Annotated in this window: 17 protein-coding genes; 12 read left to right on the top strand and 5 right to left on the bottom strand. The window is 67.0% G+C overall.

Features of this window, described 5'->3' with window-relative positions; translation table 11 throughout:
- Window positions 1–13: 13 nt before the first annotated feature.
- Window positions 14–1,111: an aminoglycoside phosphotransferase family protein gene (locus tag ACTG4X_RS00625; protein WP_440533049.1), complete on the bottom strand. Its 1,098-nt coding sequence runs from the start codon at window positions 1,109–1,111 to the stop codon at window positions 14–16.
- Between the two features lie 235 nt (window positions 1,112–1,346).
- Here ACTG4X_RS00625 and ACTG4X_RS00620 point away from each other — a divergent pair, with 235 nt between their 5' ends.
- The 3 genes from ACTG4X_RS00620 to rsmA are packed head-to-tail and all read left to right on the top strand — an operon-like array spanning window position 1,347 to window position 6,060.
- On the top strand, window positions 1,347–3,863 hold the full coding sequence (locus ACTG4X_RS00620) for an LPS-assembly protein LptD (RefSeq protein ID WP_093055024.1): 2,517 nt from the start codon (window positions 1,347–1,349) through the stop codon (window positions 3,861–3,863).
- A gap of 21 nt (window positions 3,864–3,884) precedes the next feature.
- On the top strand, window positions 3,885–5,291 hold the full coding sequence (locus ACTG4X_RS00615) for a peptidylprolyl isomerase (RefSeq protein ID WP_093055026.1): 1,407 nt from the start codon (window positions 3,885–3,887) through the stop codon (window positions 5,289–5,291).
- Window positions 5,292–5,295: 4 nt separating this feature from the next.
- On the top strand, window positions 5,296–6,060 hold the full coding sequence (gene rsmA, locus ACTG4X_RS00610) for a 16S rRNA (adenine(1518)-N(6)/adenine(1519)-N(6))-dimethyltransferase RsmA (RefSeq protein WP_440533048.1): 765 nt from the start codon (window positions 5,296–5,298) through the stop codon (window positions 6,058–6,060).
- A gap of 68 nt (window positions 6,061–6,128) precedes the next feature.
- Here the strand turns inward: rsmA and ACTG4X_RS00605 are convergent, their stop codons facing one another.
- The 4 genes from ACTG4X_RS00605 to ACTG4X_RS00590 form a co-directional block, all read right to left on the bottom strand.
- Complete coding sequence (locus tag ACTG4X_RS00605; RefSeq protein WP_176928788.1) at window positions 6,129–6,272, bottom strand: hypothetical protein; 144 nt, start codon at window positions 6,270–6,272, stop codon at window positions 6,129–6,131.
- A 77-nt stretch (window positions 6,273–6,349) separates the two neighbouring features.
- Window positions 6,350–6,775, bottom strand: coding sequence for a barstar family protein (locus tag ACTG4X_RS00600; protein ID WP_086011111.1), 426 nt, complete (start codon window positions 6,773–6,775; stop codon window positions 6,350–6,352).
- Between the two features lie 50 nt (window positions 6,776–6,825).
- Window positions 6,826–7,239: a ribonuclease domain-containing protein gene (locus ACTG4X_RS00595; RefSeq protein WP_093055030.1), complete on the bottom strand. Its 414-nt coding sequence runs from the start codon at window positions 7,237–7,239 to the stop codon at window positions 6,826–6,828.
- A 180-nt stretch (window positions 7,240–7,419) separates the two neighbouring features.
- Window positions 7,420–9,768: an NADP-dependent malic enzyme gene (locus ACTG4X_RS00590; RefSeq protein ID WP_093055032.1), complete on the bottom strand. Its 2,349-nt coding sequence runs from the start codon at window positions 9,766–9,768 to the stop codon at window positions 7,420–7,422.
- A gap of 177 nt (window positions 9,769–9,945) precedes the next feature.
- On the opposite strand from ACTG4X_RS00590, the gene ACTG4X_RS00585 reads away from it, so the two are divergent.
- The 9 genes from ACTG4X_RS00585 to pbpC all read left to right on the top strand — a co-directional run bounded on the left by ACTG4X_RS00585 (window position 9,946) and on the right by pbpC (window position 26,178).
- Window positions 9,946–10,995 carry an SPFH domain-containing protein gene (locus ACTG4X_RS00585; protein WP_093055034.1) on the top strand — a complete coding sequence of 350 codons (1,050 nt, stop codon included), beginning with the start codon at window positions 9,946–9,948 and terminating at the stop codon, window positions 10,993–10,995.
- Between the two features lie 103 nt (window positions 10,996–11,098).
- On the top strand, window positions 11,099–12,577 hold the full coding sequence (locus ACTG4X_RS00580) for a DUF4178 domain-containing protein (RefSeq protein ID WP_440533047.1): 1,479 nt from the start codon (window positions 11,099–11,101) through the stop codon (window positions 12,575–12,577).
- 57 nt (window positions 12,578–12,634) lie between these two features.
- Window positions 12,635–12,853, top strand: coding sequence for a DUF350 domain-containing protein (locus ACTG4X_RS00575; RefSeq protein WP_093055038.1), 219 nt, complete (start codon window positions 12,635–12,637; stop codon window positions 12,851–12,853).
- Window positions 12,850–14,406, top strand: a complete 1,557-nt coding sequence (locus ACTG4X_RS00570) for a polyamine aminopropyltransferase (RefSeq protein ID WP_256330752.1) — start codon at window positions 12,850–12,852, stop codon at window positions 14,404–14,406. The genes ACTG4X_RS00575 and ACTG4X_RS00570 overlap by 4 nt, the downstream gene beginning before the upstream one ends.
- 6 nt (window positions 14,407–14,412) lie before the next feature.
- Entirely contained in the window at window positions 14,413–16,056 is a 1,644-nt protein-coding gene (locus tag ACTG4X_RS00565; RefSeq protein WP_440533046.1) for an FAD-dependent oxidoreductase, read from the top strand.
- On the top strand, window positions 16,053–17,195 hold the full coding sequence (locus ACTG4X_RS00560) for a saccharopine dehydrogenase family protein (RefSeq protein ID WP_440533045.1): 1,143 nt from the start codon (window positions 16,053–16,055) through the stop codon (window positions 17,193–17,195). Before ACTG4X_RS00565 ends, ACTG4X_RS00560 begins: the two co-directional genes overlap by 4 nt.
- Entirely contained in the window at window positions 17,176–17,667 is a 492-nt protein-coding gene (locus tag ACTG4X_RS00555) for an SRPBCC family protein (protein ID WP_440533044.1), read from the top strand. Before ACTG4X_RS00560 ends, ACTG4X_RS00555 begins: the two co-directional genes overlap by 20 nt.
- A 151-nt stretch (window positions 17,668–17,818) precedes the next feature.
- Window positions 17,819–23,830 (top strand): alpha-2-macroglobulin family protein, encoded by a 6,012-nt coding sequence (locus tag ACTG4X_RS00550; RefSeq protein WP_440533043.1) that lies wholly within the window; start codon window positions 17,819–17,821, stop codon window positions 23,828–23,830.
- A 17-nt stretch (window positions 23,831–23,847) separates the two neighbouring features.
- Window positions 23,848–26,178 (top strand): penicillin-binding protein 1C, encoded by a 2,331-nt coding sequence (gene pbpC / locus ACTG4X_RS00545; RefSeq protein WP_440533042.1) that lies wholly within the window; start codon window positions 23,848–23,850, stop codon window positions 26,176–26,178.
- The last annotated feature ends 57 nt before the right edge of the window (window positions 26,179–26,235 follow it).

The following is a 26,235-nucleotide window of genomic DNA, read 5'->3' as shown; positions in this document are numbered from 1 at the left end:
TTTCAGTTTTCCTTCAGACACGGCCGTAGGCGAAGCCCGTGATGGCCGAAGTGCCCTCGATTTCGTCGATCACGCGCAGCAGTGGCGTCAGCTCCATGTAGCGGCTGGCGGTGGCGCGGATGTAGGCAATGAAGCGCGGCGTGTCGGCCAGGTACTTGGGCTTGCCGTCGCGCAGCGTGAGGCGCGCGAAGATGCCGGCCACCTTCAGGTGGCGCTGCAGGCCCATCCACTCGACCGCGCGGTAGAAGGCGCCGAAGTCTTCGTCGACAGGCAGGCCGGCCTTGCGCGCAGCCGTCCAGTAGCGGATGGTGATGTCGAGCACGAACTCCTCGTCCCAGCTCAGGAAGGCGTCGCGCATCAGGCTGGCGATGTCGTAGGTGACGGGGCCGTACACGGCGTCCTGGAAGTCGAGCACGCCGAGCGCTGCTCCGTTGCCGATCATCAGGTTGCGCGGCATGAAGTCGCGGTGCACGTAGACGGCGGGCGACGCCAGGTTGCTGTCGACGATCAGCTTGAAGCTGCGATCGAGCCGCTCCTTCAGCTTGCCTTCGACGGCGATGCCGCGGTGGCGGCCGATGTACCACTCGGGGAACAGCGACAGTTCGCGCTCGAGCAGCGCCCGGTCGTAGGGCGGCAGCACGCCGGGCTTGGAGGCCAGTTGCCAGCGGATCAGCGCGTCGATGGCCTGGTCGTAGAGCGGGCGGCTCGCGTCGGGCTTCGCCGGATCGATCACGTCCAGCATGGTCTGGCGGCCCAGGTCGTCGAGCAGGAGAAAGCCGTTCGGCTTGTCCCATTCGAGCACCGTGGGGGCGAGCACGCCGGCGCCGGCCATCAATTGCGCCACCTGGACGAAGGGGGCGCTGTTCTCCTTGTCCGGCGGCGCGTCCATCACGATGCGCGTGGGGGCGGCTGTGTCGGCGGTGTCGAGGCGGAAGTAGCGGCGGAAGCTCGCGTCGGCCGAGGCGAGCCGCACGGTGTCGGGCAACAACCGGTGGGCAGGCGCGATGGCGGCCAGCCAGCCCCGGAACACTTCGGCCCGCTGCGGATCAGTCCAGAGGATGGTCTGGGCGGGGCTTGGGGCTAATGAGGCCGGAGGCGGGGATGCTGTCATGGATAATCGATTCTACAAATCCGCCTGGCGCGGCAATCCCCCTTGGCCGGCTTCCGGCCGATGCGGGTTGCTGCCGGCCCCTGCAACCCGCCGGCCTGCCGCGCCGTCCCCCGACGATTTTTCGTTCCGAACCGATGCCTACGACCCAAAGCCCTCACGCTTGGCACCTTGTGCGCTCGCTGCCCTTCCCGGGCGAGTCGACCGCTTTCCTCGGAACGGCTGGGCGGGAGGCCTGATGAACCGACGTCGTGTCGCCCCGCGGCGCTCGCGCCCGCCGCTACCGCTGGCTGTTTTGTCGCTGGCCCTGATGCACGCACATGGCGCCTCCGCGCAGACGGCCGGCAACTTCGACGCCCCGCTCACGCTGAAGCGCACGCCGCTGCTGACCGAAACCCTGACGCCCGCGGACCGCGGCCAGATGCCCAGCATCGTCACCGGCGACCGCATCTCCGGCCGGCCCGACCTGGAAACCGTGGTCGAGGGCAACGCCACGCTGCGGCGCGGCGCCGTGTCCATCACCGCCGACCGGCTCGAGTACTACCAGCCCGACGACCGCGCCAAGGCCACCGGCAACGTGCGCGTCAACCAGGCCGGCAACGTGTACGAAGGCCCCGAGCTGCAGCTCAAGCTGGAGACCTTCGAGGGCTTCTTCAACAACGTGCGCTACCAGTTCCTCGTGAACGAAGCGCACGGCGAGGCCAAGCGCATCGACTTCGTCGACGCCAACGTGTCGATCGCCCGCGAAGCCACCTACACCACCTGCCGCCGCGAAGACTTCCCGGGCTGGATGCCGGCCTGGTTGCTGACCGCGACCACGATGACCACGGACACCGAGGAAAACGAGGGCGTGGCCAAGAATGCGCGGCTGAGCTTCATGGGCATCACCACGCCGCCCATTCCGAGCGTGAGCTTCCCGCTGTCGAACGAGCGCAAGAGCGGCCTGCTGCCGCCCACCATCGGCATCGACAACACCAACGGCATCGAGATCGCGCAGCCGTACTACTGGAACATCGCGCCCAACCGCGACGCCACGATCACGCCGACGATCATGAGCAAGCGCGGCATCAATTTCAGCAACGAGTTCCGCTACCTCGAGAAGGGGTACAACGGAACGATCCGCTTCGACCTGATGGGCAGCGACCGCCTGATGGGCCAGCGTTACCCCGATCTCGGCAGCACCAAGCGCTGGGGCGTGTGGGGCACGCATCACCAGGACTTCGATGCCAAGGCGCTGGGCCTCGACTCGCTGTCGGCCAACATCAGCATCAACCGGGTGAGCGACAACGACTACTGGCGCGACTTCACGCGCACGCCGTCGCTCGCGCAGCGCCAGCTGCCCAACGATGCATCGCTCAACTGGAGCAAGGGCGACTGGAGCGGCATCGTCCGCACGCTGAAGTACCAGAACCTGCAGTACGACTTGTCGCCGATCGTGCCGGCGTACGACAAGATGCCGCAGATCACGGCCAACTACAACAAGTACGACTGGCACGGCTTCGACGTTTCGCTGAACCTGGACTACACGCACTTCCGCGTGAACACGATCCTGCCGTCGCAGCTCGGCTACGACGCCACCCAGCAATCGCAGCCCGACGGCGACCGTGCCATGGCCGTCGCCTCGATCAGCCGCCCGTTCATCACGCCGAGCTCGTTCGTCATCCCCAAGCTGATGCTGAACGCGGCCTCGTACAACTACTACCTGCCGCAGTCGTCCATTCCGACGGTCACGGTCAACGGTACCCAGTACGTCAACGGCCAGGTCTACAACCCGAGCTCGCTGTATTTCTTCCCGACTTCCAGCAACCGGGCGGTGCCGACCTTCAGCCTCGACAGCGGCCTGACTTTCGAGCGCGACGCCAACTACTTCGGACGCGCCTTCCGCCAGACGCTGGAGCCGCGTGCCTACTACGTCTACACGCCGTATCGCAACCAGAGCATGCTGCCGAACTACGATTCGGCGGCCAACGACTTCAGCTTCGCGACCATCTACACCGAGAACGCGTTCTCGGGCGGCGACCGTGTCTCGGACACCAATGCCCTCACGCTCGGCGTGACCTCGCGCCTGATCGATCCGGCCACCGGCGTCGAGGCCGCGCGCTTCGGCATCGCGCAGCGGCTGCGCTTCAGCGACCAGAAGGTCACGCTGCCCGGCGGCACGCCGGTGACCGACCGCGCGAGCGACCTGCTCGTGGGCGCCCAGATCAACTGGACGCCCAAGTGGAGCCTGGACACCCTCGTGCAGTACAACCCCGACACGCGCAAGTCGGAGCGCTCGGCCATCAGCGCGCGCTACAACCCCGAGCCATATCACAACCTGAGCGCGGCCTTCCGCTACCAGGCGCCCAGCACCCCGACCGCGACCGACGGCAGCAAGTCGATCGACGTGGGCTGGCAATGGCCCATCAACGACCTGTGGGGCGACAAGGGCAAGAACCTCGGCCCCGGCAAGGGCCAGGGCGGCGGACGATGGTATGCGGTCGGCCGGCTCAACTACAGCCTGCAGGACAAGAAACTCACGGACGGCGTGCTCGGCTTCGAGTACGACGGCTGCTGCTGGATCGGGCGCGTGGTGCTGCAGCGCATCACCACGGGCCAGGTGACGGCGAACACCCGCATCATGTTCCAGCTCGAATTCGTCGGCTTCTCCAGCATCGGCTCCAGCCCCATGCAGGCCCTGCGGCAGAACATCCAGCGCTACGAACCCCTGCGCCAACCGGGCGAAGCGCCGAGCCGCTTCACCAATTACGACTGAGACGACTGACTGAGCGACGCCATGAAATACATCCGTTCCATCATCACCCTGGGCTGCCTCGCGGCAGTGGCTGCAACGTCGGGTGCGCAGGGCTTCCGCTCCGGCACCGGCATCACGGACATCATGCGCGCCGGGCCGCGCCTGGGCCCGCCGGCCGCGCGGCCGTCGACGGCGCCTGCCGCGGCGCCCGTGCAGCGCTCGGCTGAATTCATCGTCGCGCTGGTCAACTCGGAGCCCATCACCAACACCGACGTGCAGACGCGCGTGTCGCGGCTGATCAAGGAGAACCCGGACGCAGAGCGCGTTCCCCGCGGCGAGCTCACCCGGCTCGTGCTGGAGCGGCTGATCACGGAGCGTGCCCAGCTTCAGCTCGCGAAGGAAAACGGCATCAAGGTCGACGACGTAGCCATCGACCAGGCCGAGCAGACCGTGGCGCGTCAGAACGAGATCAGCCTGGTCGAGCTGCGCCGCCGCGTGGCCGCCGAAGGCATCGCGCAGCAGGACTTCCGCAACGACCTGCGCGACCAGCTGCTGCTCACGCGCCTGCGTGACCGCGAGGTCGAGTCGAAGGTCAAGATCAGCGACGCCGAGGCCGACGAATACCTGCGCGACCAGCGCAATCAATCCGTCAAGAACGCGGCGCTGGAAAACCTCAACCTCGCGCAGGTGCTGGTGGCCGTTCCCGAGAACGCCACCGACGCCCAGGTGGCCGCGGCACAGAAGAAGGCACAGGACCTCGCCCAGCGCGCCCGCGCCGGCGAAGACTTCGCCAAGCTGGTGCGCGAGAACTCCGATTCGCCGGACCGCGCCAACGGCGGCGCCATCGGCATGCGCAGCGCCGACCGCTATCCGTCGCTGTTCGTCGAGGCCACGCAATCGACCGCGGTGAACGGCATCGCCGGGCCCGTGCGTTCCAGCGCCGGCTTCCACGTGCTCAAGGTCATCGCCAAGGCCCAGATCGGGTCGGGCGACGCCACGGTCACGCAGACCCAAGTGCGCCACATCCTGCTGCTCAACGACCCCAAGCGCACCACGGCGCAGGCGGTTGCGCAACTGGCCGAATTCAAGCGCCGCGTGCAGGCCGGCACCGCCGACTTCGCCGGCCTTGCCCGCGACAACTCGCAGGACGGCAGCGCCAAGGACGGCGGCGACCTCGGCTGGTCGCGCCCGGGCCAGTTCGTGCCCGAATTCGAGGAAGCCATGGACCGGCTCGCGCCGGGCCAGATCAGCGACCCCGTGGTGTCGCGCTTCGGCGTGCACCTGATCCAGGTGGTCGGCCGCCGCGATTCCAAGCTCAGCCAGTCGGAGCAGCGCGAAGCTGCGCGCACCGCGCTGCGCGAACAGCGCGTAGAGGAGGCCTTCACCACCTGGGTGCAGGAAGTGCGCGCACGCGCCTACGTCGAATACCGCGACCCACCGCAATCCTGATTCGATGGCACACATCGCCAGGAAGCGGTTCGGGCAGCACTTTCTGTCCGACGGGGGGATCATCGATGCGATCGTGCGCGAGATCGCGCCGCAGCCTGGCGACGCCATGGTCGAAATCGGGCCGGGGCTCGCGGCGCTGACGCAGCCGCTGGTCGAGCGGCTGGGCCGCCTCACCGTGATCGAGCTCGACCGCGACCTCGCCAAGCGCCTGCGCGAGCATGCGCAGCTCGACGTGATCGAGTCCGATGTGCTGAAGGTCGACTTCGCGGAACTGGCCGCCAGGTTCTCGGCCAAGCCGCTGCGCGTGGTGGGCAACCTGCCCTACAACATCTCCACGCCTATCCTGTTTCACCTGCTGGGTAGTGCCCATCTGGTCGCCGACCAGCACTTCATGCTGCAGAAAGAAGTGATCGACCGCATGGTGGCCAGGCCCGCCACCTCGGACTACAGCCGCCTGAGCGTGATGCTGCAGTGGCGCTACGAGATGCAGAACGTGCTGTTCGTGCCGCCCGAGAGCTTCGACCCGCCGCCGCGCGTGGACAGCGCCGTGGTGCGGATGGTGCCGCTGGCGACGCCGCCGGCGGTCGATGCGGCCCGTCTGGGGGAGATCGTGCAGGTCGCCTTCAGCCAGCGCCGCAAGCTGCTGCGCCACACGCTGGGCAAGTGGCTGCAGGAGCACGGCTTCGCTGGCGAATTCGATGTCCAGCGGCGGGCCGAAGAAGTGCCCGTCGACGAATACGTCGCTCTGGCCCAGGCCATCATCCCGTGAAACCCATGAAAAAAGCCCGTCTGCGACGGGCTTTTTAACGGAGGCTGCAAACGCCTAAGCCTGCTTGCTTAGGCGGCGGCGAGCCAATAACCCGCATTGAAGGGGCTGCTCATGCGCAGCGCCAGGGGCGACACGTCGACCAGTTTGTCGGTCGGCATTTTTTCGCCGGCCGGTTCGGTGGAGGCTGCCGCTGCGGTTGCGGTGGTGTTCACTTCGATGCCATCGAGGGTTTCAGCGTTCGGCTGAGCCTCGTTCGCCCGTTCTGCTTGGCTGGTAGATGCAGAACGGGCTACAGAAAAGAATAGAAGCACCGGAACGGGACCTTGCGGTCGCCCCAGTAGTCCGAGGCGTCGCGGAAGATGTCGAGCAGCTGCTCGCGCGCTTCCTTGTCGAACTTGGCGTTGGCCGGGATCTGCTCCAGCACGATGACGAAACCTGGCTGCGGGCCCGATTTATGCAACGGGTCGGTCATGCAGTCGTACAGCGCGTCGAAGTTCTTCCCGAAGTGGGCCGGGAACGTGAACTGCTGCGCGATCAGGTCGAGCACGTCCTGCTTGGTCTGGGCGTTGCCCAGGTTGGCGTACAGGAAGTGCTGGCCGGCCGCGTTGGCCGCGTCCTGCAGGTCGTTCACGCGGAACGCGCGGATCGATTGCACGATGTTCGGGCGTACGGCACGAAGGGATAAGGTCATCTCCGCTGGTCTTTCCATAGTCATCATCATTTCTTCGGGGCGCTTCGGGGCGCCGCTCAGGTCGTTTTCATCGCTCATGGCGCAATCCGTCTGAAACTCGCATAGTGGTCTGCGGTGTACCAACAGGCCTCGGGCGTCGTGCGTTGTTCACCGCCGCAGACGATTCGTTGTGCACCACGGTTGCGCGAACCGGGCGTCGTAACCGTGTACTCGCGGTAGTGGCCGCGGCGTGCGGGTGGCAAAAGACGCTCGCGATTGCCGAACACCGTGCCGTCCTTGTCATACCGGAAGGGACCGCCACTCAGGATGGCCTGGTAGGTTCGTTGGCCCTGTGCCGGCAATTCGGACAGAGCGATCGTTTCCTCGGTGGACGTTTTTCCGGCGCCGAACCATCCGCGGGCCTCGGCCCCCGTCGTCAACGCCACCAGCATCAGACTGGTGAGCGCAAACTTTGTGACAGAGGACGTGATCGAGGCGTAAGCCGCCATGGGGCACCACAAGAAAAGAGCGGGGGGTTCGAATCGGCGATCAACGTCGGGTTAACCCGCAAATTCAAGCCCGCGAGTGTGCACCACGCTGGCGAAAATAGCAAGCGACTGCTCAAAGTTTGAGCAGTCGCGAAGGGATCGAGTGGCGCTTTAAGTTGGCGGCCACTCTCGCCAAATGGCTTATCTCTCGGCGTTTGCGTCAGCCACTGTCAAGGCTGTCATGTTCACGATGCGCCGAACAGTCGCACTTGCCGTGAGAATGTGCACAGGTTTGGCCGCGCCAAGCAGAACCGGGCCGATCGCGATATTGCCGCCTGCCGCCGTCTTGAGCAGGTTGTAGGAAATATTGGCCGCGTCGATGTTCGGGAAAACCAACAGGTTGGCGTCACCCGCCAGCGCGCTGTGCGGCATGACCACCGCGCGCTGCTTGCTGTCCAGCGCCACGTCGCCGTGCATTTCGCCATCCACTTCCAGCCAGGGCGCCTGCACGCGCAGCAGGTCGAGCGTCTTGCGCATCTTGATGGCACTGGGCTCGTTGCTGGTGCCGAAGTTGGAATGCGACAGCAGCGCCGCCTTCGGCTTCAGGCCGAAGCGCATCATTTCCTCGGCCGCCATGGTCGTGATTTCGGCCAGTTCCTCGGGCGAGGGGTCGTAGTTGACGTGCGTGTCGACCAGGAACACCTGGCGGTCGGGCAGCAGCAGGCCGTTCATGCAGGCGTACACCGGCACGTCCTGCGGCGTGCTCTCGCAGCCGCCGGGGCGCTTGCCGATCACCTGGTCGATGTAGTGCAGGTGGATCAGCGTGGTGCCCCAGGTGCCGCAGATCATGCCGTCCACCTCGTCCTTGTGCAGCAGCATCGCGCCGATCAGCGTGAGGCGGCGGCGCATCTCGATCTTGGCGACCTGGGCGGTGATGCCCTTGCGCTCGGTCATGCGGTGGTAGGTTTGCCAGAAGTCGCGGTAGCGGCGGTCCTGCTCGACGTTGACGATGTCGTAGTCGAGCTCTTCCTTCAGCCGCAGGCCGAACTTCTCGATGCGCTGGGCGATGATGGCCGGGCGGCCGATCAGCGTCGGGCGGGCCAGGCCTTCGTCGACCACGATCTGGGCGGCGCGCAGCACGCGTTCTTCCTCGCCTTCGCAGTACGCCACGCGCTTCTTCGCCGCGCGACGGGCGGTTTCGAAGATCGGCTTCATCGTGGTGCCCGAGGCATAGACGAAGCTTTGCAGCTTGTCGCGGTAGGCGTCCATGTCCTTGATCGGACGGGTCGCAACGCCGCTTTCCTCTGCCGCCTTGGCCACGGCCGGCGCGATCTTCATCATCAGGCGCGGGTCGAAGGGCTTCGGAATCAGGTATTCGGGGCCGAATGACAGCTTTTCACCGACGTAGGCAGCAGCAACGCGCTCGCTCTGCTCGGCCTGCGCCAGATCGGCAATTGCGTGCACCGCGGCGATTTCCATCTCGTCGGTGATCGTGGTCGCGCCCGAATCGAGCGCGCCGCGGAAGATGTACGGGAAACACAGGACGTTGTTGACCTGGTTCGGGTAGTCGGTGCGGCCGGTGGCCATGATCACGTCGTCGCGCACCGCATGGGCGTCTTCGGGCGAGATCTCGGGGTTCGGGTTGGCCAGCGCGAAGATCACCGGGCGCTTGGCCATCTTGGCCACCATTGCCGGCTTCAGCACGCCGCCGGCCGACAGGCCCAGGAACACGTCGGCGCCCTCGATGACCTCGGCGAGCGTGCGCGCGTCGGTCTTCTGCATGTATTGGCGCTTGTCGTCGTCCATCAGCTCGGTGCGGCCTTCGTAGACCACGCCGGCCAGGTCGGTCACGAACACGTTCTCGCGCTTCAGGCCGACCTTGAGCAGCAGGTTCAGGCAGGCCAGCGCCGCGGCACCGGCGCCCGAGGCCACCAGCTTGACTTCGGTGATGTCCTTGCCCGCCACCTTCAGGCCGTTGACCATGGCCGCCGCTACGGTGATGGCAGTGCCGTGCTGGTCGTCGTGGAACACCGGGATCTTCATGCGCTTGCGCAGCTCGCGCTCGACATAGAAGCAATCAGGGGCCTTGATGTCTTCCAGATTGATGGCGCCGAAGGTCGGCTCCAGCGACGCGATGATGTCGACCAGCTTGGCCGGGTCTTTCTCGTCGATTTCGATGTCGAACACGTCGACGCCGGCAAATTTCTTGAAGAGAACGCCCTTGCCTTCCATCACCGGCTTGGACGCCAGCGGGCCGATGTCGCCCAGTCCCAGCACCGCGGTGCCGTTGCTGATGACGGCCACGAGGTTGCCGCGCGAGGTGTACTTGAAGGCGTTGGCCGGGTCCTTGACGATTTCCTCGCAGGGCGCGGCCACGCCGGGCGAGTAGGCCAGCGACAGGTCGCGCTGGTTGACCATCTGCTTGGTCGCCGCGATGGCGATCTTGCCGGGAACGGGAAACTCGTGGTACTCGAGGGCGGCACGTCGCAACTCGGCGCGTTTGTCTTCGGGCGTGGGAGTCGATGAGGTCGAGGGGGTCGAATCTGACATGTGCCGTAGCTCCTGGTGGCGCTTCTTCTGGGGGCGCCGATTGTAGACCTCGGTTCGTAAAGCCATACACCGCATGGCCGGTGCCAACCATGACCAAAAGCACGGGTGCGCTGTCAAGTCGCTGTGGCAATATGCACAGTTCGGATAAAACCTGAAAAAACCTGAAGAGGAGCAACCATGGCCCTGATGGATTTCATCAAGAAACAGTTCATCGACATCATCCAGTGGACCGAGACCGGCGATGGCACGCTGGCCTGGCGCTTCCCGATGGCGGAGATGGAAATCCAGAACGGCGCCTCGCTCACCGTTCGCGAGTCGCAGGTTGCCGTCTTCGTCAACGAAGGCAAGGTGGCCGACGTGTTCGGCCCCGGCATGTACAAGCTCACGACGCAGACGCTGCCCGTGCTCACGTACCTGAAGAACTGGGACAAGCTCTTCGAGTCCCCCTTCAAGAGCGACGTCTATTTCTTCAGCACCCGCCAGCAGGTCGACCAGAAGTGGGGCACGCCCCAGCCGATCACCATCCGCGACAAGGACTTCGGTGCCGTGCGCCTGCGCGCCTTCGGCAACTACTCCTTCCGCATCGGTGACGCCAAGGCCTTCCACACCGAAATCTCCGGCACGCGCGACATCTATTCCGTGGCCGACCTCGACGGCCAGCTGCGCGGCTTGGTGCTGCAGAACATCAGCAACGCCATCGCCTCCAGCGGCGTGCCCTTCCTCGACCTTGCGGCCAACCAGATCCAGTTCGCGCAGGCGCTTGCCGCGCAGCTCGTGCCCGAGTTCGAGAAGATCGGCATCAAGCTCGAGAACATCACGGTCCAGAACGTCTCGCTGCCCGAAGAGCTGCAGAAGATCCTCGACCAGAAGATCGGCATGGGCATGGTCGGCAACGACATGGGCAAGTTCATGCAGTACCAGACGGCGCAGGCCATCCCCAAATTCGCCGAGGGCGCTGCCAATGGCGGCGGCATTGCCGGCGACGCGATGGGCCTGGGCGCTGGCGTGGCGCTCGGCCAGGTGCTCGCGCAGAACCTCGCGCAGGGCCTGAGCCCCAATGCGGCCGCGCAGGCCGCGGCAACGCAGCAGCAACCCGCCGTGGCCGTGGTGAGCCCCACCGACGTGATGACCACGCTCGAGAAGCTCGGCGAACTCAAGACCAAGGGCATCCTCACCCAGGAAGAGTTCGACGCCAAGAAGGTCGAACTACTCAAGAAGCTCGTCTGACCCGGCGCTATGTTCCCGATAGCGCCTGACGCCCGTTCGACGGGCGTCGGAAGCCTCATTGGCTTGAAAAACTCGTGGCCGTCCACGCCATGGCTGATGCGCCATGGCTGAGGAAACCGGCAACCAACGCTACTACCGCGCGCCCTGCCCCGGCTGCGGCGCGCCGGTCGAATTCCGCTCGGCGCAATCGACGCACGCGGTCTGCCCCTATTGCCAGAGCACCGTCGTGCGCCAGGGCGATACGCTCGCGCGCACCGGCAAGATGGCCGAGCTGTTCGACGACTTCAGCCCGCTGCAGCTGTTTGCCGCCGGCCGCATCCAGGACAAGCCCTTCACGCTGATCGGCCGGCTGCAGTACACCTACCCCGGCGGCCGCTGGACCGAATGGATCGCCGCGCTCGACGGCGACCGCACCGCGATCCTCAGCGAGGACAACGGGGCCTACGTCTTCGCGTTGCCCTTCGACCTGCAGCGCGCCGCGCCGCCATGGAACGAACTGCGCGTGGGCGCCACCACCGCCTTCGCCGGCCAGAGCTACACCGTTACCTCGAACGAGCAGGTGGCGCTGACCTCTGCACAAGGCGAACTGCCGCACCTGCCCGAGCTCGGCCGGCCGTTCGCGATGGTCGAGCTGCGCAGCGACAAGGGGCTGGTGCTCAGCATCGACTACGGCACCGCGACGCCCAGCGCCTACCTCGGCCGCTCGGTGCAGCTCGAAGACCTGCAACTCACCGGCCTGCGCGAGGAATCCGCCAAGGACGAGAAGGGTCGCAGCTTCAACTGCCCCAACTGCGGCTCGCCCGTCACCGTCAACCTGGCCGACAGCAAGAGCATCACCTGCGGCTCGTGCAGCAGCATCATCGACCTGTCGCAGGGCATCGGCGGAGAGCTCAGGCACGCCACGCAGGATGAGCCCGTGCGCCCGCTCATCGCGCTCGGCAGCATGGGCCAGCTGCAGGGAGCGCAGTGGCAGGTGGTCGGCTTCCAGCACCGCATGGGCAGCGAGCCCGGCGACGACGAGCAGTTCGGCTGGGACGAATACCTGCTCTACAACAAGAAGCGCGGCTTCAGCTTCCTGGTCGATGCGGAAGACGGCTGGAGCATGGTCAAGCCGACCACCGGCGCGCCGGTGATGGCCGAGAACGGCAGCACCGCCACCTACCTCAGCAAGCGCTACCAGCAGCAGTACGCCTACAACGCCGAGACCACCTACGTGGCGGGCGAGTTCTACTGGCAGGTCGAGCGCGGGCAGAAAACCTTCAACCGAGACTTCGCCAACGGCGGCGCGCTGCTGTCGATGGAGCGCTCTGCCAACGAGCTGACGTGGTCGTCGGGCAGCAAGATCGACAGCGGCGCGGTGGCCACCGCCTTCAAGCTCGACACCAAGAAGGACATGTTCAAGCGCGCCGACGCGCTGCCCGTGAGCGCCGCCTCCGGGCTGGGCTGCGGCACCATCATCCTCATCATCGTCGTGATCATCATCATGCTGATCATCCTGAGCACCTGCAGCAGCTCGTCGGGAGGCTATCGCAGCTCGGGCGGCTCGTATGGCGGTTATTCGAGTGGCGGCGGCCACAAATGACGGCGAAGATGCACGCGATGTCTGACTCTCACCTCACTACTACGACTGGAGGTCCCCATGGGATTTGAATGGCTGAAACCGGGCGTGGTCCTCGGATCGCTCGTGTACGCGCTGATCGGCGTCGTGATCTTCTGGCTCTGCTTTTTGATCATCGACAAGATCACGCCCTATGACCTGTGGGGCGAGATTGTCGAGAAGCAGAACGTGGCGCTGGGGCTGGTGGTTGCCGCGATGAGCCTGGGCATCTGCATCATCGTCGCCGCAGCAATCCATTGAACGACGCGGCCCTGCCCGCGCGCACCCCGGATGCGCGGGGGCCGCAACCCATAGAGATCGCGCTGCTCGCCAGCGTGTTCGTGGTCGCTGCCTGCGGCCTGGTCTACGAACTGAGCGCGGCCGCGCTCAGCTCTTATCTGCTCGGCGACTCGGTGCTGCAGTTCAGCACCATCATCGGCACCTATCTGTTTGCCATGGGCGTGGGCTCCTGGCTCTCGCGCTATTTCGACCGGCAACTGCCGGCGCATTTCCTTCGCATCGAGTTGATGGTGGCGCTGATCGGCGGCGCGCTGCCGGCGATCCTGTTTCTTGCCAACGCCTACGTGCCGAGCGCCTTCCGGCTGCTGCTGTACGGCCTGGTGATGGTTGTCGGCACGCTGGTGGGGCTCGAGATTCCGCTGGTGATGCGCATCCTGAAGCGCAACATCGTGCTCAAGAACCTGGTGTCGCAGGTTCTCACCTTCGACTACCTTGGCGCGCTGGCCGTGTCGGTGGCGTTTCCGCTCATCCTCGTGCCGCAGCTCGGAATGATCCGCACCGGCCTGCTGTTCGGCTTCATGAACGCGGCCGTGGCGGTGTGGGCGCTGTGGTTGTTCCGTCATGAGTTGCGCCGCGTCGGCGCGCATGCGCTGGCCTGCTTTCTCGCACTGGCCGCGCTGGTGGCGGCTTTCGTCTGGGCCGACCACATCACCACGCTGGCAGAAGACAAGTTCTACCAGGACCGTATCGTCTTCAGCGCCACCTCGCCCTACCAGCGCATCGTGGTCACGCGCGGGTTGCTGGGGCACCGCCTGTTCCTCAACGGCAACCTGCAGTTTGCAGAGCGCGACGAGTACCGCTATCACGAAGCGCTGGTGCACCCGGTGATGGCCGCGCAAGGCGCGCCGAAGAAGGTCGCCGTGCTCGGCGGCGGCGACGGCATGGCGGTGCGCGAGATCCTGAAGTACCCCTCGGTCGAGTCGGTCACGCTCGTGGAACTCGATCCGAACATGACGAAACTCTTCACCGATCACGAGACGCTGGCTGCGCTCAACGGCCATTCGCTTTCGTCGCCCAAGGTGAAGATCGTCAACACCGACGCCTTCCAGTGGCTGCAGCAGCCGGGCGACATGTTCGACGTGATCGTGGTCGACTTTCCGGATCCGACCAACTTCGCCATCGGCAAGCTCTACACCAACAGCTTCTATGCGCTGCTCGAAAAGCGCCTGTCGGCCAGCGGTTACGCGGTGATCCAGACGACTTCGCCGCTGGTGGCGCGCAAGAGCTACTGGACCGTGGCGACCACCATCGAGTCGGTCGGCCTGCGCGCCACGCCGTACCACGCGCACGTGCCGAGCTTCGGCGAATGGGGCTACATCATCGCGAGCCGCCGGCCGTACCGCATGCCCGATGCGCTGCCTTCGGGCCTGCGCTTCCTGTCGCCTTCCACGCTGCCGCTGATGTTCGACTTTCCGCTCGACATGGCGCGCGTGCCGGCCGAAGTGAACCGGCTGTCGAATCAAATCTTGGTCACCACTTACGAGCAGGAGTGGGGCAAGGTGATGGCGCACTAGCCAACCATGCAACGGCGCGAATTCCTCGGCGTGGCGGCAGGTGCGGCGGGCGCCCTCGCGCTCGCGGGCTGCGAGTCGCCGACACCGCCCATCGAAGGCGGCTTCACCGGCATCGATGTCACGCGTGGCCATGCGATGCGCGATGGCGCACTGCACAGCGCGTCGCCCGCCGTCGTGAAGCGCACCCGCGTGGTGATCGCTGGCGGCGGCGTTGCGGGCCTCGCTGCCGCACGCGCCCTGCGGCTCTCGGGCATCGACGACTTCGCGCTGATCGAGCTCGAAGACACCGCAGGCGGCAACGCGCGCGGCGGCATCGTCAACGGCATTGCCTGCCCGCTCGGCGCGCATTACCTGCCCGTGCCCGGCGACGACGCGCGCGAGGTGCAGGACCTGCTCGAAGAACTCGGTCTGCGCCGCCGCGTGGCGGGCCGATGGGAGTACGACGAGGTCACCCTCTGCCACAGCCCGCAGGAGCGCCTGTTCATCCACGGCGAGTGGCAGGACGGCCTGCTGCCCATGCATGGCGTGGGCGAAGGCACGCTCGCGCAGTACCGCAAGTTCGCGCAGCGCATCGACGCGCTGCAGCACGCCGCGCACTTCGCCATTCCCACGCTGAAGGTCGCCGTCACGCCCGAACTGCTGGCGCTCGACGCCATCAACTTCGCCAGCTGGCTCGACGGCGAAGGCTTCAGCGACGCACAACTGCGCTGGTACCTCGACTACTGCTGCCGCGACGACTACGGCGCTGGCATCGGGCAGGTGTCGGCCTGGGCCGGCATCCACTACTTCGCGAGCCGGCACGGCTTTCATGCGCCCGGCGATCCGACCGGCAGCGTCAACGACTCGAGCCCCGAGCGCGACGGCATCCTCACCTGGCCCGAAGGCAACGGCTGGCTCACGAAGCAGCTGGCCAGGCCGCTTGGTGAGCGCCTGCGCACCGGCCAGGTCGTCACGCGCATCGCCGAAGTGCGCGGTGGCGTCGAGGTCGATGCGTGGGATGCGGCCACCAAGTCCCTCGTGCGATGGCAGGCCGAGCGCTGCATCGTCGCGCTGCCCGTGTTCATCGCCGCGCGCGTGGTTGAGAACCCGCCCGAGGTGCTGAAGACCGCCGCCGCGCACGTGCGCTACGCGCCCTGGCTCGTGGCCAACGTGCACCTGCGTGGCCCGCTGGCCGACAGGCCCGGCGCCGCGCCGAGCTGGGATAACGTGATCTACGGCACCAAGGGCCTGGGCTACGTCGACGCGCGCCACCAGTCGCTCGACCCGACGCCGCGCGGCACGGTGCTCAGCTGGTACCGGCCGCTGGGCCCGAGCAGCTACGACACCGCCGACGGCCGCAAGCTGCTGCTTGAGCGCCCGTGGACCGGCTGGCGCGATGACCTGCTCGCGGAGCTGTCGGCACCGCATCCCGACCTGCCATCGCTGGCGACGCGCATCGACATCACACGCTACGGGCACGCCATGTCGATCCCCCGGCCCGGCCTGCTGGCGCAGATCGGCCCGCAGCGCACCGCGCCGGATGCCGCGCATCGCGGCAGCATCGTTGCAGGCCGGCTGTCTTTCGCGCATGCCGACTGGTCGGGCTACTCGATCTTCGAAGAGGCGTTCACGCGCGGGCAGGTCGCGGGCAGCGACGCGGCGGCGGCATGAAGACGCTGGTGCTCGGTGGCTACGGCAACTTCGGTGCGCGCATCTCCCGCGCGCTGGCCGGCGATCCGGGCATTGAGCTGCTGGTGGCGGGGCGCGATGCGCAGCGCGCCACGGCGTTCGCGGAGTCGCTGGGCGGCGGCGCGCGCGGGGTTCGCATCGATGTGCAGGCGCCTGATCTCGCGGACACGCTGCGCAGGCTCGGCATCGCGTTGGTGATCCACACTGCCGGACCCTTTCAGAACCAGGACTACCGCGTGCCGCAGGCCGTCGCGGCGGCGGGCGCGCACTACATCGACCTGGCCGATGGCCGGCGCTTCGTGTGCGACTTCCCGTCGGCGCAAGACGCTGCCTTCCGCGATGCGGGCCGTACAGCCGTCAGCGGGGCCAGCACAGTGCCGGCGCTTTCCTCGGCGGTGGTCGACCACCTCGCGGCCGGCTGGCAAGGCATCCGCAGCATCGATATCTGCATCGCCCCCGCGCAAGGCGCGCCGCGCGGCGAGGCCACGCTGGCCGGCGTGCTCGCCTACTGCGGCGAGCCCATCCGCGTATGGCAAGGGAGCAAGTGGGTCGAGCGGCCCGGCTGGGCCGATCCCGTGAAGGTCGAGTTCGCGCGCATGAAGCCGCGCCGCGGTGCGCTCTGCGACATTCCCGATCTCGAGCTCTTTCCCGCACGCTATGCCGGCGTGCAGTCGGTGATGTTCCGCGCTGCGCTCGAAGTCGGACTGGCGCAGCACGCCTTCGCCTTCATGGCGTTCATGCACCGCATGGGCCTGCTGCCCACGCCGCAGAAGCTGGCGCCGCTGCTGCATTCGGCCGGCGGCGTGTTCGACGCGCTCGGTACCGCGCTGGGCGGCATGGTCGTGCGCGTGGAAGGCACGGATGCGCAGGGCGCGCCGGCACGCCGCGCGTGGCACATAGCAGCCGACGACAACCACGGCCCTGAGATCCCCTGCATGGCCGCCATCCTGCTGGCCCGGCGTCTCGCGCGGGGCGATGCGTTGCCTATCGGCGCGCATGCCTGTGCCGGCCTGCTCGCCCTGTCCGAGTTCGAGCCCGAGTTCGCGCGCTGGGGCATGGTGACCGACGTGGTCGAAGAAGCGGCAATCGCAGTGGCAGGCCATGGCGCACCAGCGCTTTGAGTTCGACATGCCGGCGCCGGCCGACGTTGTCTTCGACGCTTTCCACTACCACGTGTGGCGCGCACGCTGGGACTCGCTGGTCGGCAACGCCCGCGTGGTGGGCGGTGCGCCCTGCCCGTTCGTCGGCGCCGAGACCGAGAACGTGGGCGGCGGCTGGCTGCGCGGCTTGTCGATGCGAACGCGCTTCGTGAGCTTCGACCGACCACACGTGGCGGCCGCCTCGATGATCGGCCGCTCCTTCCCCTTCAACCGCTGGGCTGCGTCCATGCGGCACCGCGACACGCAGCCCGGCCATTCGGTACTGATCTATGTCTACACCATCGAGGCCGGGCCGAAGGCGTTGCGCTGGCTGCTGGAGCCGGTGGTCGCGTGGGTTTTCGCACGGCAGACGCAGCGGCGCTTCGCGCGCATGCGCGCATTCCTGGTCACACATGCGCATGAAGTTGTCGCGTGGCAGCGCACGCACCCCTAACAAGAGCGCCCCCAAACGCCGCACCATGAATCACTGAAAAAGGCCTCGCGCGGCCCTGTGCAGTTTTCACCAAGACTTCACACACAGCGCCATTGCTTCACAGATGGTCCGCAAACTCGCGGACGCCAACAAAAACACAGTGGGAGCGTCCATGCTTCAAGTCGCCAATCGAAAACTCGCGTCGTTCAGTGACGTGCTCTTCACCGGACTGGGCCGCGTGCTCGGCTTTCTGCGTCCGGTGGCCCGTGGGCTCGTCGGTTCCTGGCGACCACCGGGTTGGCTGCGCATCGCGGGCGCATTCCTGCTCTTCGGACTGCAGTGGCTGCAGCAGCGGCTGGCCTGGCTGGTGTTGCTCCTGCTGCTCGTGCTGGCCGGCTGGATGGCCAGCCCCCATGTGATCAAGTGGTGGCACGGCCTCACGCCCGATCGCGTCGAACCCGTCGTCGCCACCGCGAAGACCGAGCCGCCGCAGCGCACGCAGATCGAGCTCGACAGGGGCCCGAACCCTTTCGTCATCAATTTCTCGGCCTCGGTGGCACCCATTGCGCGCATCGGCCAGGAGGCCACCGGCGTCACCATCGAGCCCGCCATTGCCGGCCGCTGGACGTGGACCAAGCAGAACCGGCTCGAATTCCTGCCCGCGCAAGACTGGCCTATCGGCCAGCCGTACAAGGTGCAGATCGCCGACAGCGCACTCGCACCGCACATCGAGATGGCCCTGCGCAAGTACGAGTTCACCTCGCCCGAATTCACCGCGCAGATCAACGCCGCAGAGTTCTATCAAGACCCGGTGCAGGCCAACGTGCGCCGCGCGCTCTTTCAGGTGCACTTCTCGCACCCCGTGAACACGGCCGAGTTCGAAAAGCGCCTGGTGCTGACCTACGACCAGCCCTGCAGCTCCTCTTTCTTCAGCGTGGGCAAGTGCGCGAGCGAGAAGTTCACGGTCAGCTACGACAAGCTGCGCCTCAACGCCACCCTGCAATCAGAGCCGCTGCCGATTCCCGAGAAGACTCGCCCGGCGATTCTCAGCCTCACCTCCGGCACGGTCGCGCAGAAGGGCGGCCCGGCGCTGCGTGCCGACATGTCCCGCGCGGTCGACATCCCCGGCCTCTTCAGCCTGAGCATCGCCAGCATCGAACCCACCATCGTCACCGGCGAGAACGGCGAACCCGAGCACGTGATGCACGTCAGCGCCTCGATGCCCGTGCACGAGCGCGAAATGGCGCGCGTGGTGCAAGCCTGGCTGCTGCCCGCGACAGAAGAAGCCAAGGGCGACCCCGACGAAAAGTTCGACTGGTCCGCCGATCCGTCGAAGGTCACCGATGCCGTGCTGCGCCGCGCCAAAAAGATAAACCTCCAGCCCATCGCCAGCGAGCGCGAAGTGACCGAGATGGTCAGCTTCCGCATGCCACAGGCCGAGGGCGGCCGCTACCTGCTGGTGCGCGTGGCCAAGGGCCTGAAGACGCCCGGCGGCTATCAGCTCGGCGCCGCACGGCAAGACGTGCGCCTGCTCAAGACCTTCGCGCCCGAGCTCACCATCATGAGCCAGGGCTCGCTGCTCGCACTCTCGGGCGAGCGCAAGCTGCCGATTCTCGTGCGCGACCTGCCCGGCATCCGCCTCGAAATCGGCCGCCTGTTGCCGCAGCAGTTGCAGCACCTGGTGACGCAGACCAACGGCGACTTCTCGCATCCGCAGTTCTACGGCGGCCTGCAGTCTGACAACCTCGTCGACCGCTTCCAGAAGGAGATTCCGCTCAGCATTCCCGCCGGCAAGGCGCATTACGAAACCGTCGACTTCGCCGAGTACCTGCGCAACGACGTGGCCGACCGCCGCGGCGTGTTCCTGCTCAAGGTGCAGGGCTACGACCCCAAGGCGAAGAAGAAGCCCGAGGGCGATGAGCAGCAAGCTCAGCCCGAAGACGAACAGCAGCAGGAAGAACAGTCGTCCGACGAAGAAGGCAACGGCGAAGGCGGCAGCCCCGAGCAGCAGCTCGACCAGCGCCTCGTGCTTGTCACCGACCTGGGCATCGTCGCCAAGAAGTCGCTCGACGGCACGCGCGACGTGTTCGTGCAGAGCATTGCCAATGGCCAGCCAGTGGCCGGTGCGCTGGTCGAGGTGTGGGGCCGCAACGGCATGATCGTCGCGTCGCAGGCCACGGATGCGACGGGCGCTGCCAAGCTGCCCAACCTCGCCGGCTACCAGCGCGAGAAGGCGCCGGTGGTGCTGGTCGTGCGCAAGGACGGCGACCTGAGCTTCCTGCCCTTCAACCGCAACGACCGCACGCTGGACATCTCTCGCTTCGACGTCGGCGGCCTGCGCGCGGCCGGCGTGCCGAACCAGATGACGGCCTACGTCTTCAGCGACCGCGGCATCTACCGCCCCGGCGACACCATGCACATCGCGATGATGGTCAAGGCCGGCAACTGGGGCACCTCGCTGCGCGACCTGCCGCTCGAAGCCGAGATCATCGATGCGCGCGGCCTCAGCGTGCGCCGCGAAAAGCTCAAGCTCGGCCCCGGCGGCGCTGCGGAAATCGCCCACACCACGCAAGACACATCGCCCACCGGCAACTACACCGTCAATCTCTACCTGCCGCGCGAATCGTCGCCCGGCACGCCCGAGGTCGAAGGCCTGCTGATCGGCAGCACCACCGTGAAGGTGCAGGAGTTCCTGCCCGACCGCACCAAGGTCACGGCCAAGCTCAGCAGCGAAATCGCGGAGGGCTGGGTCAAGCCCAAGGACCTGAAGGCGCTCATCGACGTGCAGAACCTCTTCGGCACACCAGCGCCCGATCGCAAGGTCGAAGGCACGCTCACGCTGAGCCCCGGCTTCCCGGTGTTCCGCGCCTTCACCGACTACGCCTTCTTCGATCCGCAGCGCGCCGCCGACAAGCAGGTCGACGACCTGGGCAGCGTGCAGACCAGCGCCGACGGCAAGGCCGAATTCGACCTGCGCCTGTCGCGCTTCGACGCCGCCACCTACCAGGTGCACGTGCTCGCCAAGGCCTTCGAGCCCGAGGGCGGGCGCAGCGTGTCGGCCGAAGCGCAGACGCTGGTGAGCGACATGCCCTACCTCGTCGGCGTGAAGGTCGACGGTGACGTCGGCTATGTGAGCAAGGGCGCCGCGCGTAACGCCACCGTGATCGCCATCGACCCGCAGGCTAAGAAGACGGCCGTGGCCGACCTGAAGATCGAGCGCGTCGAGCGCAAGGTGCTGTCGGTGCTCATCAAGCAGGACAACGGCTTGTACCGCTACGAGTCGCGCCGCAAGGAAGTCGTGCTCGACGAGAAGCCCTTCGCCATCGCCGCGGCCGGCAACAACGTGGCGCTGGACACAGGCGCGCCCGGCAACTTCGCCTACGTGGTGCGCAATGCGCAGGGGCTGGAGCTCAATCGCGTGGAGTACAGCGTGGCGGGCAATGCCAACGTATCGCGCTCGCTCGACCGCAATGCAGAGCTGCAGCTCACGCTCGACCGCAAGGACTACGAGCCGGGGCAAGAGATTGCGGTGAGCATCCGCGCGCCGTACGTGGGTGCGGGCCTCATCACCATCGAACGCGACAAGGTTTACGCGCACGCTTGGTTCAAGACCGACAAGACCGCCTCGGTGCAGAAGATCGTGCTGCCCAAGGACTTCGAGGGCACTGGCTACATCAACGTGCACTTCGTGCGCGACCCGGCCTCTGACGAGGTCTACATGAGCCCGCTGTCGTACGGCGTCGTGCCCTTCGCCACCGCGCTGACCAAGCGCACCGCCAACCTGCAGCTCACCAGCAGCGAGCTGGTGAAGCCGGGGCAGACCGTGAAGATGAAGCTCACCAGCGACAAGCCCACGCGCGCCGTGGTGTTCGCGGTGGACGAAGGCATCCTGCAGGTGGCGCGCTACAAGACGCCCGACCCGCTGAAGCACTTCTTCCAGAAGCGCGCGCTCGAAGTCGGCACGCTGCAGACGCTCGACCTGATCCTGCCGGAGTTCAAGAAGCTCATGCAGGGCGCCGCACCCGGTGGCGACGGAGAAGGCGAACTCGGCAAGCACCTGAACCCGTTCAAGCGCAAGCGCGACAAGCCGGTGGCCTACTGGTCGGGCCTGGTCGACGTGAACGGCAGCCGCGAGTTCAGCTACACCGTGCCCGAGAGCTTCAACGGCAGCCTGCGCGTGATGGCCGTGGCCGTGAATGACGAGACCACAGCCGCCAAGACCACTCGCACCGTGGTGCGCGGCGACATGGTGATATTGCCGAACGCGCCGCTCGCGATGGCGCCCGGCGATACGGTCGAGGTAGGCGTGGGCCTTGCGAACAACATCGTGGGCTCGGGCAAGGAAGCGCCCATTGCACTCACGCTCACCGCCTCCGGCGGGCTCGAAGTGGTGGGCGACGCCACGCAGACGCTCAAGGTCAACGAGCGCGGCGAAGCCAGCACCAGGTTCAATGTGCGCGCCAAGCCGGGCGAACAGGCGGTGCTGGGATCTTCTGCGCTGGTGTTCACATCGACGCACAAGACCTTCAGCGCGCGCCTGTCCACCGAAGTGAGCGTGCGGCCTGCATCGCCCTTCGTCACGCTGGTGCAGGCGGGTAGCTTCCAACGCGCGGGCGAGCTGTCGAGCCAGGCCGACCTGTACCCGAACTTCCGCCAGAGCGACGTGGCCGTGTCCGCCGCGCCGTGGGCCTTCGCGACCGGCCTCATGCAGTACCTGGAGGCGTACCCGCACGGCTGCACCGAGCAGATCACGAGCCAGACCTTCCCTGCTGTGCTGCTCGCGGGCCGCCCCGAGCTGGTGAAGGAGATGGCGCGCGGCCGCACGGCCGAGCAAGGCCCGATGCCTGAGGCGCGCAAGACCTTCGAGCGCTACCTCGTGCAGCTGCGTGCACGGCAGACGGCCGACGGTGGCTTCTCACTGTGGCCCGGCGCCGGCACCGATGCATTCGCCACGCTGTACGCAGTGCACCTGCTGGTCGAAGCCAAGGACCACAAGCTGCCCGTGCCGCAAGACCTGCTGCAGAAGGCCAACGCCTACCTGCAAGGCTGGCTCGGCAGCGGCGACGCATCGCTCGACGGCTGGCGCCAGCGTACGCAGGCAGCCTACCTGCTGACCCGCCAGGGCATCATCGCGCCGGCCGCGCTGGCCAACCTGCGCGAAGCATGGCGCAGCAAGCAGACGCAGGGCTGGAGCGACGACCTCGGTGCCGTCTACCTTGCCGCGAGCTACCAGCTCGTGAAGCAGGAGCAGGTGGCCAACGAACTGCTGAACCCGGTGTGGTCCGACCTGCTCGCGCGCACCGAGAAGAAGCAGCGCCGTAATGTCTGGGGCGCCTACTACGACCCGCTGGTGCACGACAGCATGACGCTGCACCTGGTGGGCCGCCACTTCCCGTCGCGCCTGAAGACGCTGAAGCCCGCGGTGTGGGAAGGCATGGCGGCGATGGTGCGCGACGGCTGGTACAACAGCCTGTCGTCGGCCTCGATGCTGCTCGCGGTCGATTCGTACTTCGAGGCCGTGGGGCAGAACGTCGAGGGCAAGCTCACGGCGAGCGCCGTCAACGCGCAAGGCCAGGCCGCAGCGCTTGCGCTGGGTGCGGTGAACCCGATCACGCGAGCCGCGGTGCCGACCGGCACGGCCAAGCTGAAGCTGTCGAACGACAGCGACTTCAACCTGTACTACAGCTGGGCCGAACAGGGCTTCGAGCGCAACGTGCCCGCCACGGCGGTGAACAAGGGCCTCGAAATCTTCCACGAAGTGCTCGACGCCAAGGGCAACCCGATCACCAAGGCCAAGCTCGGCGAAGAGGTCACGGTGCGGGTGCGAGTGCGCAGCCTGGAGCGCGCGCAGCTCAACGACGTGGCGCTGGTCGACGTGCTGCCCGGCGGCCTCGAGCCGGTGCTGCAGGCCGTGGGCGATGACGACGATGCCAACGCCGACGCGCCCATCTGGAAGAAGCGCCTGGGCGGAGGCGGCTCGTGGAAGGTGCAATACGCCGACATCCGCGAAGACCGCGTCGTGTTCTACGGAAGCGTCAACAAAGACCTGCTCGAAGTGACCTACAAGGCACGCGCCACCAACGTGGGCGACTACGTGGTGCCGGCAGCGTACGGCGAGGCGATGTACGACCGGCGCGTGTTCTCGCGCTCGGCGGGTGCGCGCTTCCAGGTCGTCGGCAACTGAGGCAAGGCAGGCTCGCCATGCGCATCGGCATCGCGTTTGCACGAAGAAGGCTGCGCAAGCCCGCGCTGTGGGCGCTGGCGGCTGTCTTCGTGCTCGCGCTGCTGCGCCTGTGGCCGCATGCGGCGCTGAGCGAAACCGTCGGCAGCTCCCGCGCCGTGTATGCGCAAGGCGGCGAGCTGCTGCGCCTCACGCTCGCAGGCGACGAGCAATACCGACTCTGGGTGCCGCTCGATCGCATCTCGCCCACGCTGGTCGACGCGGTGCTGCTGTACGAAGACCGGCGCTTCTATGCGCACCCCGGCGTCAACCCCGCCGCGCTGGCGCGCAGCGCCTGGCGCATTGCCAGCGGCGAACGCAGGCAGGGCGGCTCCACGCTCACGATGCAGCTCGCGCGCCGCGTCTACGGCATCGACAGCCGCACGCCCACCGGCAAGGTCGCGCAGATCTTCGCGGCGCTGTGGCTCGAAGCGCGCTTCAGCAAGCACGACATCCTGGAGGCGTATCTCAACACCGCGCCCTACGGCGGCAACATCGAAGGCGTGCAGGCCGCGAGCCTCATCTACTTCCGCAAGGACGCCGCGAAGCTCAGCCTGCCCGAAGCGCTGACGCTTGCAGTGATTCCGCAGAACCCCGTCAAGCGCATCGCCGAGCGCGGCCGCAATGCCGAGCTGCAATCTGCGCGCGAACGCCTGTGGGCACTGTGGGCCGAGCGCGACCCGACCGCGAAGCAGCACGCGCCCGATGCGCAGCTCGCGCTGTCGGCGCAGTCGCGCGGCAGCCTGCCCTTTCTTGCGCCGCACGCCACCGACATGCTGCTCGCGCAGGAGCGCGGCGTGCAGGAGGTGCGCACCACCATCGACCTGCGCATGCAGGCCACGCTCGAACGCGTGATGGGCCAGTACCTGCGCACGCATGCCGACGTGGGCATGACCAACGCGAGCGCGCTGCTGCTCGACGCCTCGACCATGCAGGTGCGCGCGATGATCGGCTCGGCCGACTTTCGCAACGACGCCATCTCGGGACAGGTCAACGGCGTGCTGGCCAGGCGCTCGCCGGGCTCTACGCTCAAGCCCTTCATCTACGCGCTGGCGCTCGACCAGGGGCTGCTGCATCCGAAGACGATGCTGAAGGATGCGCCTACCTCCTTCGGCCCCTACACGCCCGAGAACTTCGACCATCGCTTCGCCGGCCCGCTGCCCGCGCAGGAGGCGCTGATCCGCAGCCGCAACGTGCCCGCAGTCGCCGTGGCCGCCAAGCTCTCGAAGCCGGGGCTCTACGACTTCATGCGGCTTGCGGGCGTGCAGAAGCTGCAGAGCGAATCGCACTACGGCCTTGCGCTGGTGCTGGGTGGTGGCGAGGTCACGCCCGAGGAGCTGGCGGGCATGTACGCGACGCTGGCCAACGGCGGCATCTCGCAGCCCATTCGCTACACGCAGCCCGCGCCCGACGAGCGGCCCGCGCAGCCGCTGCGCCTGCTGAGCGAGGAGGCTTCTTTCATCACGCTCGACATGCTGCGCCACACGCCGCGCCCCGACACCACGCTGCCCGCGCGCCCCGCTATCGCATGGAAGACGGGCACGTCATGGGGCTTTCGCGATGCGTGGACGGCCGGCGTGTTCGGCCGGCACGTGCTGGTGGTGTGGGTGGGCAACTTCGACGGCACCAGCAACCCCGCGCTGGTGGGCGTCGATGCGGCCGCGCCGCTGTTCCTGCGCATGGTCGATGCGCTGCGCGCCGAGCGGCTCGACCCCGGCGAGGTCGCGTCGCGCCAGCCGCCCGACTTGCGGCAGGTCGAAGTCTGCGCTGCGACGGGCGGCCTGCCCGATGCGCTGTGTCCGGTGCGCACCATGACGTGGTTCATCGCCGGCAAGTCGCCGATCCAGGTCAGCAACCTGCACCGCGCGGTGTGGGTCGACGAGACGACCGGCAAGGTGGTCTGCGGCCCGCAACCGAATGCGCGCCAGCAGGTGGTGGAGCAATGGGGCAGCGACATGCGCCGCCTGTTCCGCCAGGCCGGCCTGCCGCGCGCGAGCGCACCGGCCGATGGCTGCGAGAAAGACGGCGACACACCGGAAAGCGCGCCACTCATCACCTCGCCCCTGCGCGGCGTGCGCCACACACTGCGCGTGAAGAAGCCCGAACCTCTGGTGCTGCGCGCCGAAGCCGCTGCGGGCACGCAGGCGATCTACTGGTTTGCCGACGATGCGCTCATCGGCCGCGCCGCGCCCGGCGAAGGCATCATGTGGATGCCTGACCTCGCGGCGTCGGGTCGGCGTTATGTGCTGCGCGCGGTCGACGACCAGGGGCGCGCCGAGTCGCGCGAAGTGACGGTCGACATCGCTCCCTGAAGGGATGTCATGGCGGCGTCACGCCCCCTCGGCATGGTCACGCGTTTTCGACTTGAA

Source organism: Variovorax sp. YR566, from assembly GCF_051992195.1.
GTDB lineage: Bacteria > Pseudomonadota > Gammaproteobacteria > Burkholderiales > Burkholderiaceae_C > Variovorax.
Note: the sequence above shows the minus strand (reverse complement) of the source record. Positions and strands in the feature narration are given on the sequence as shown.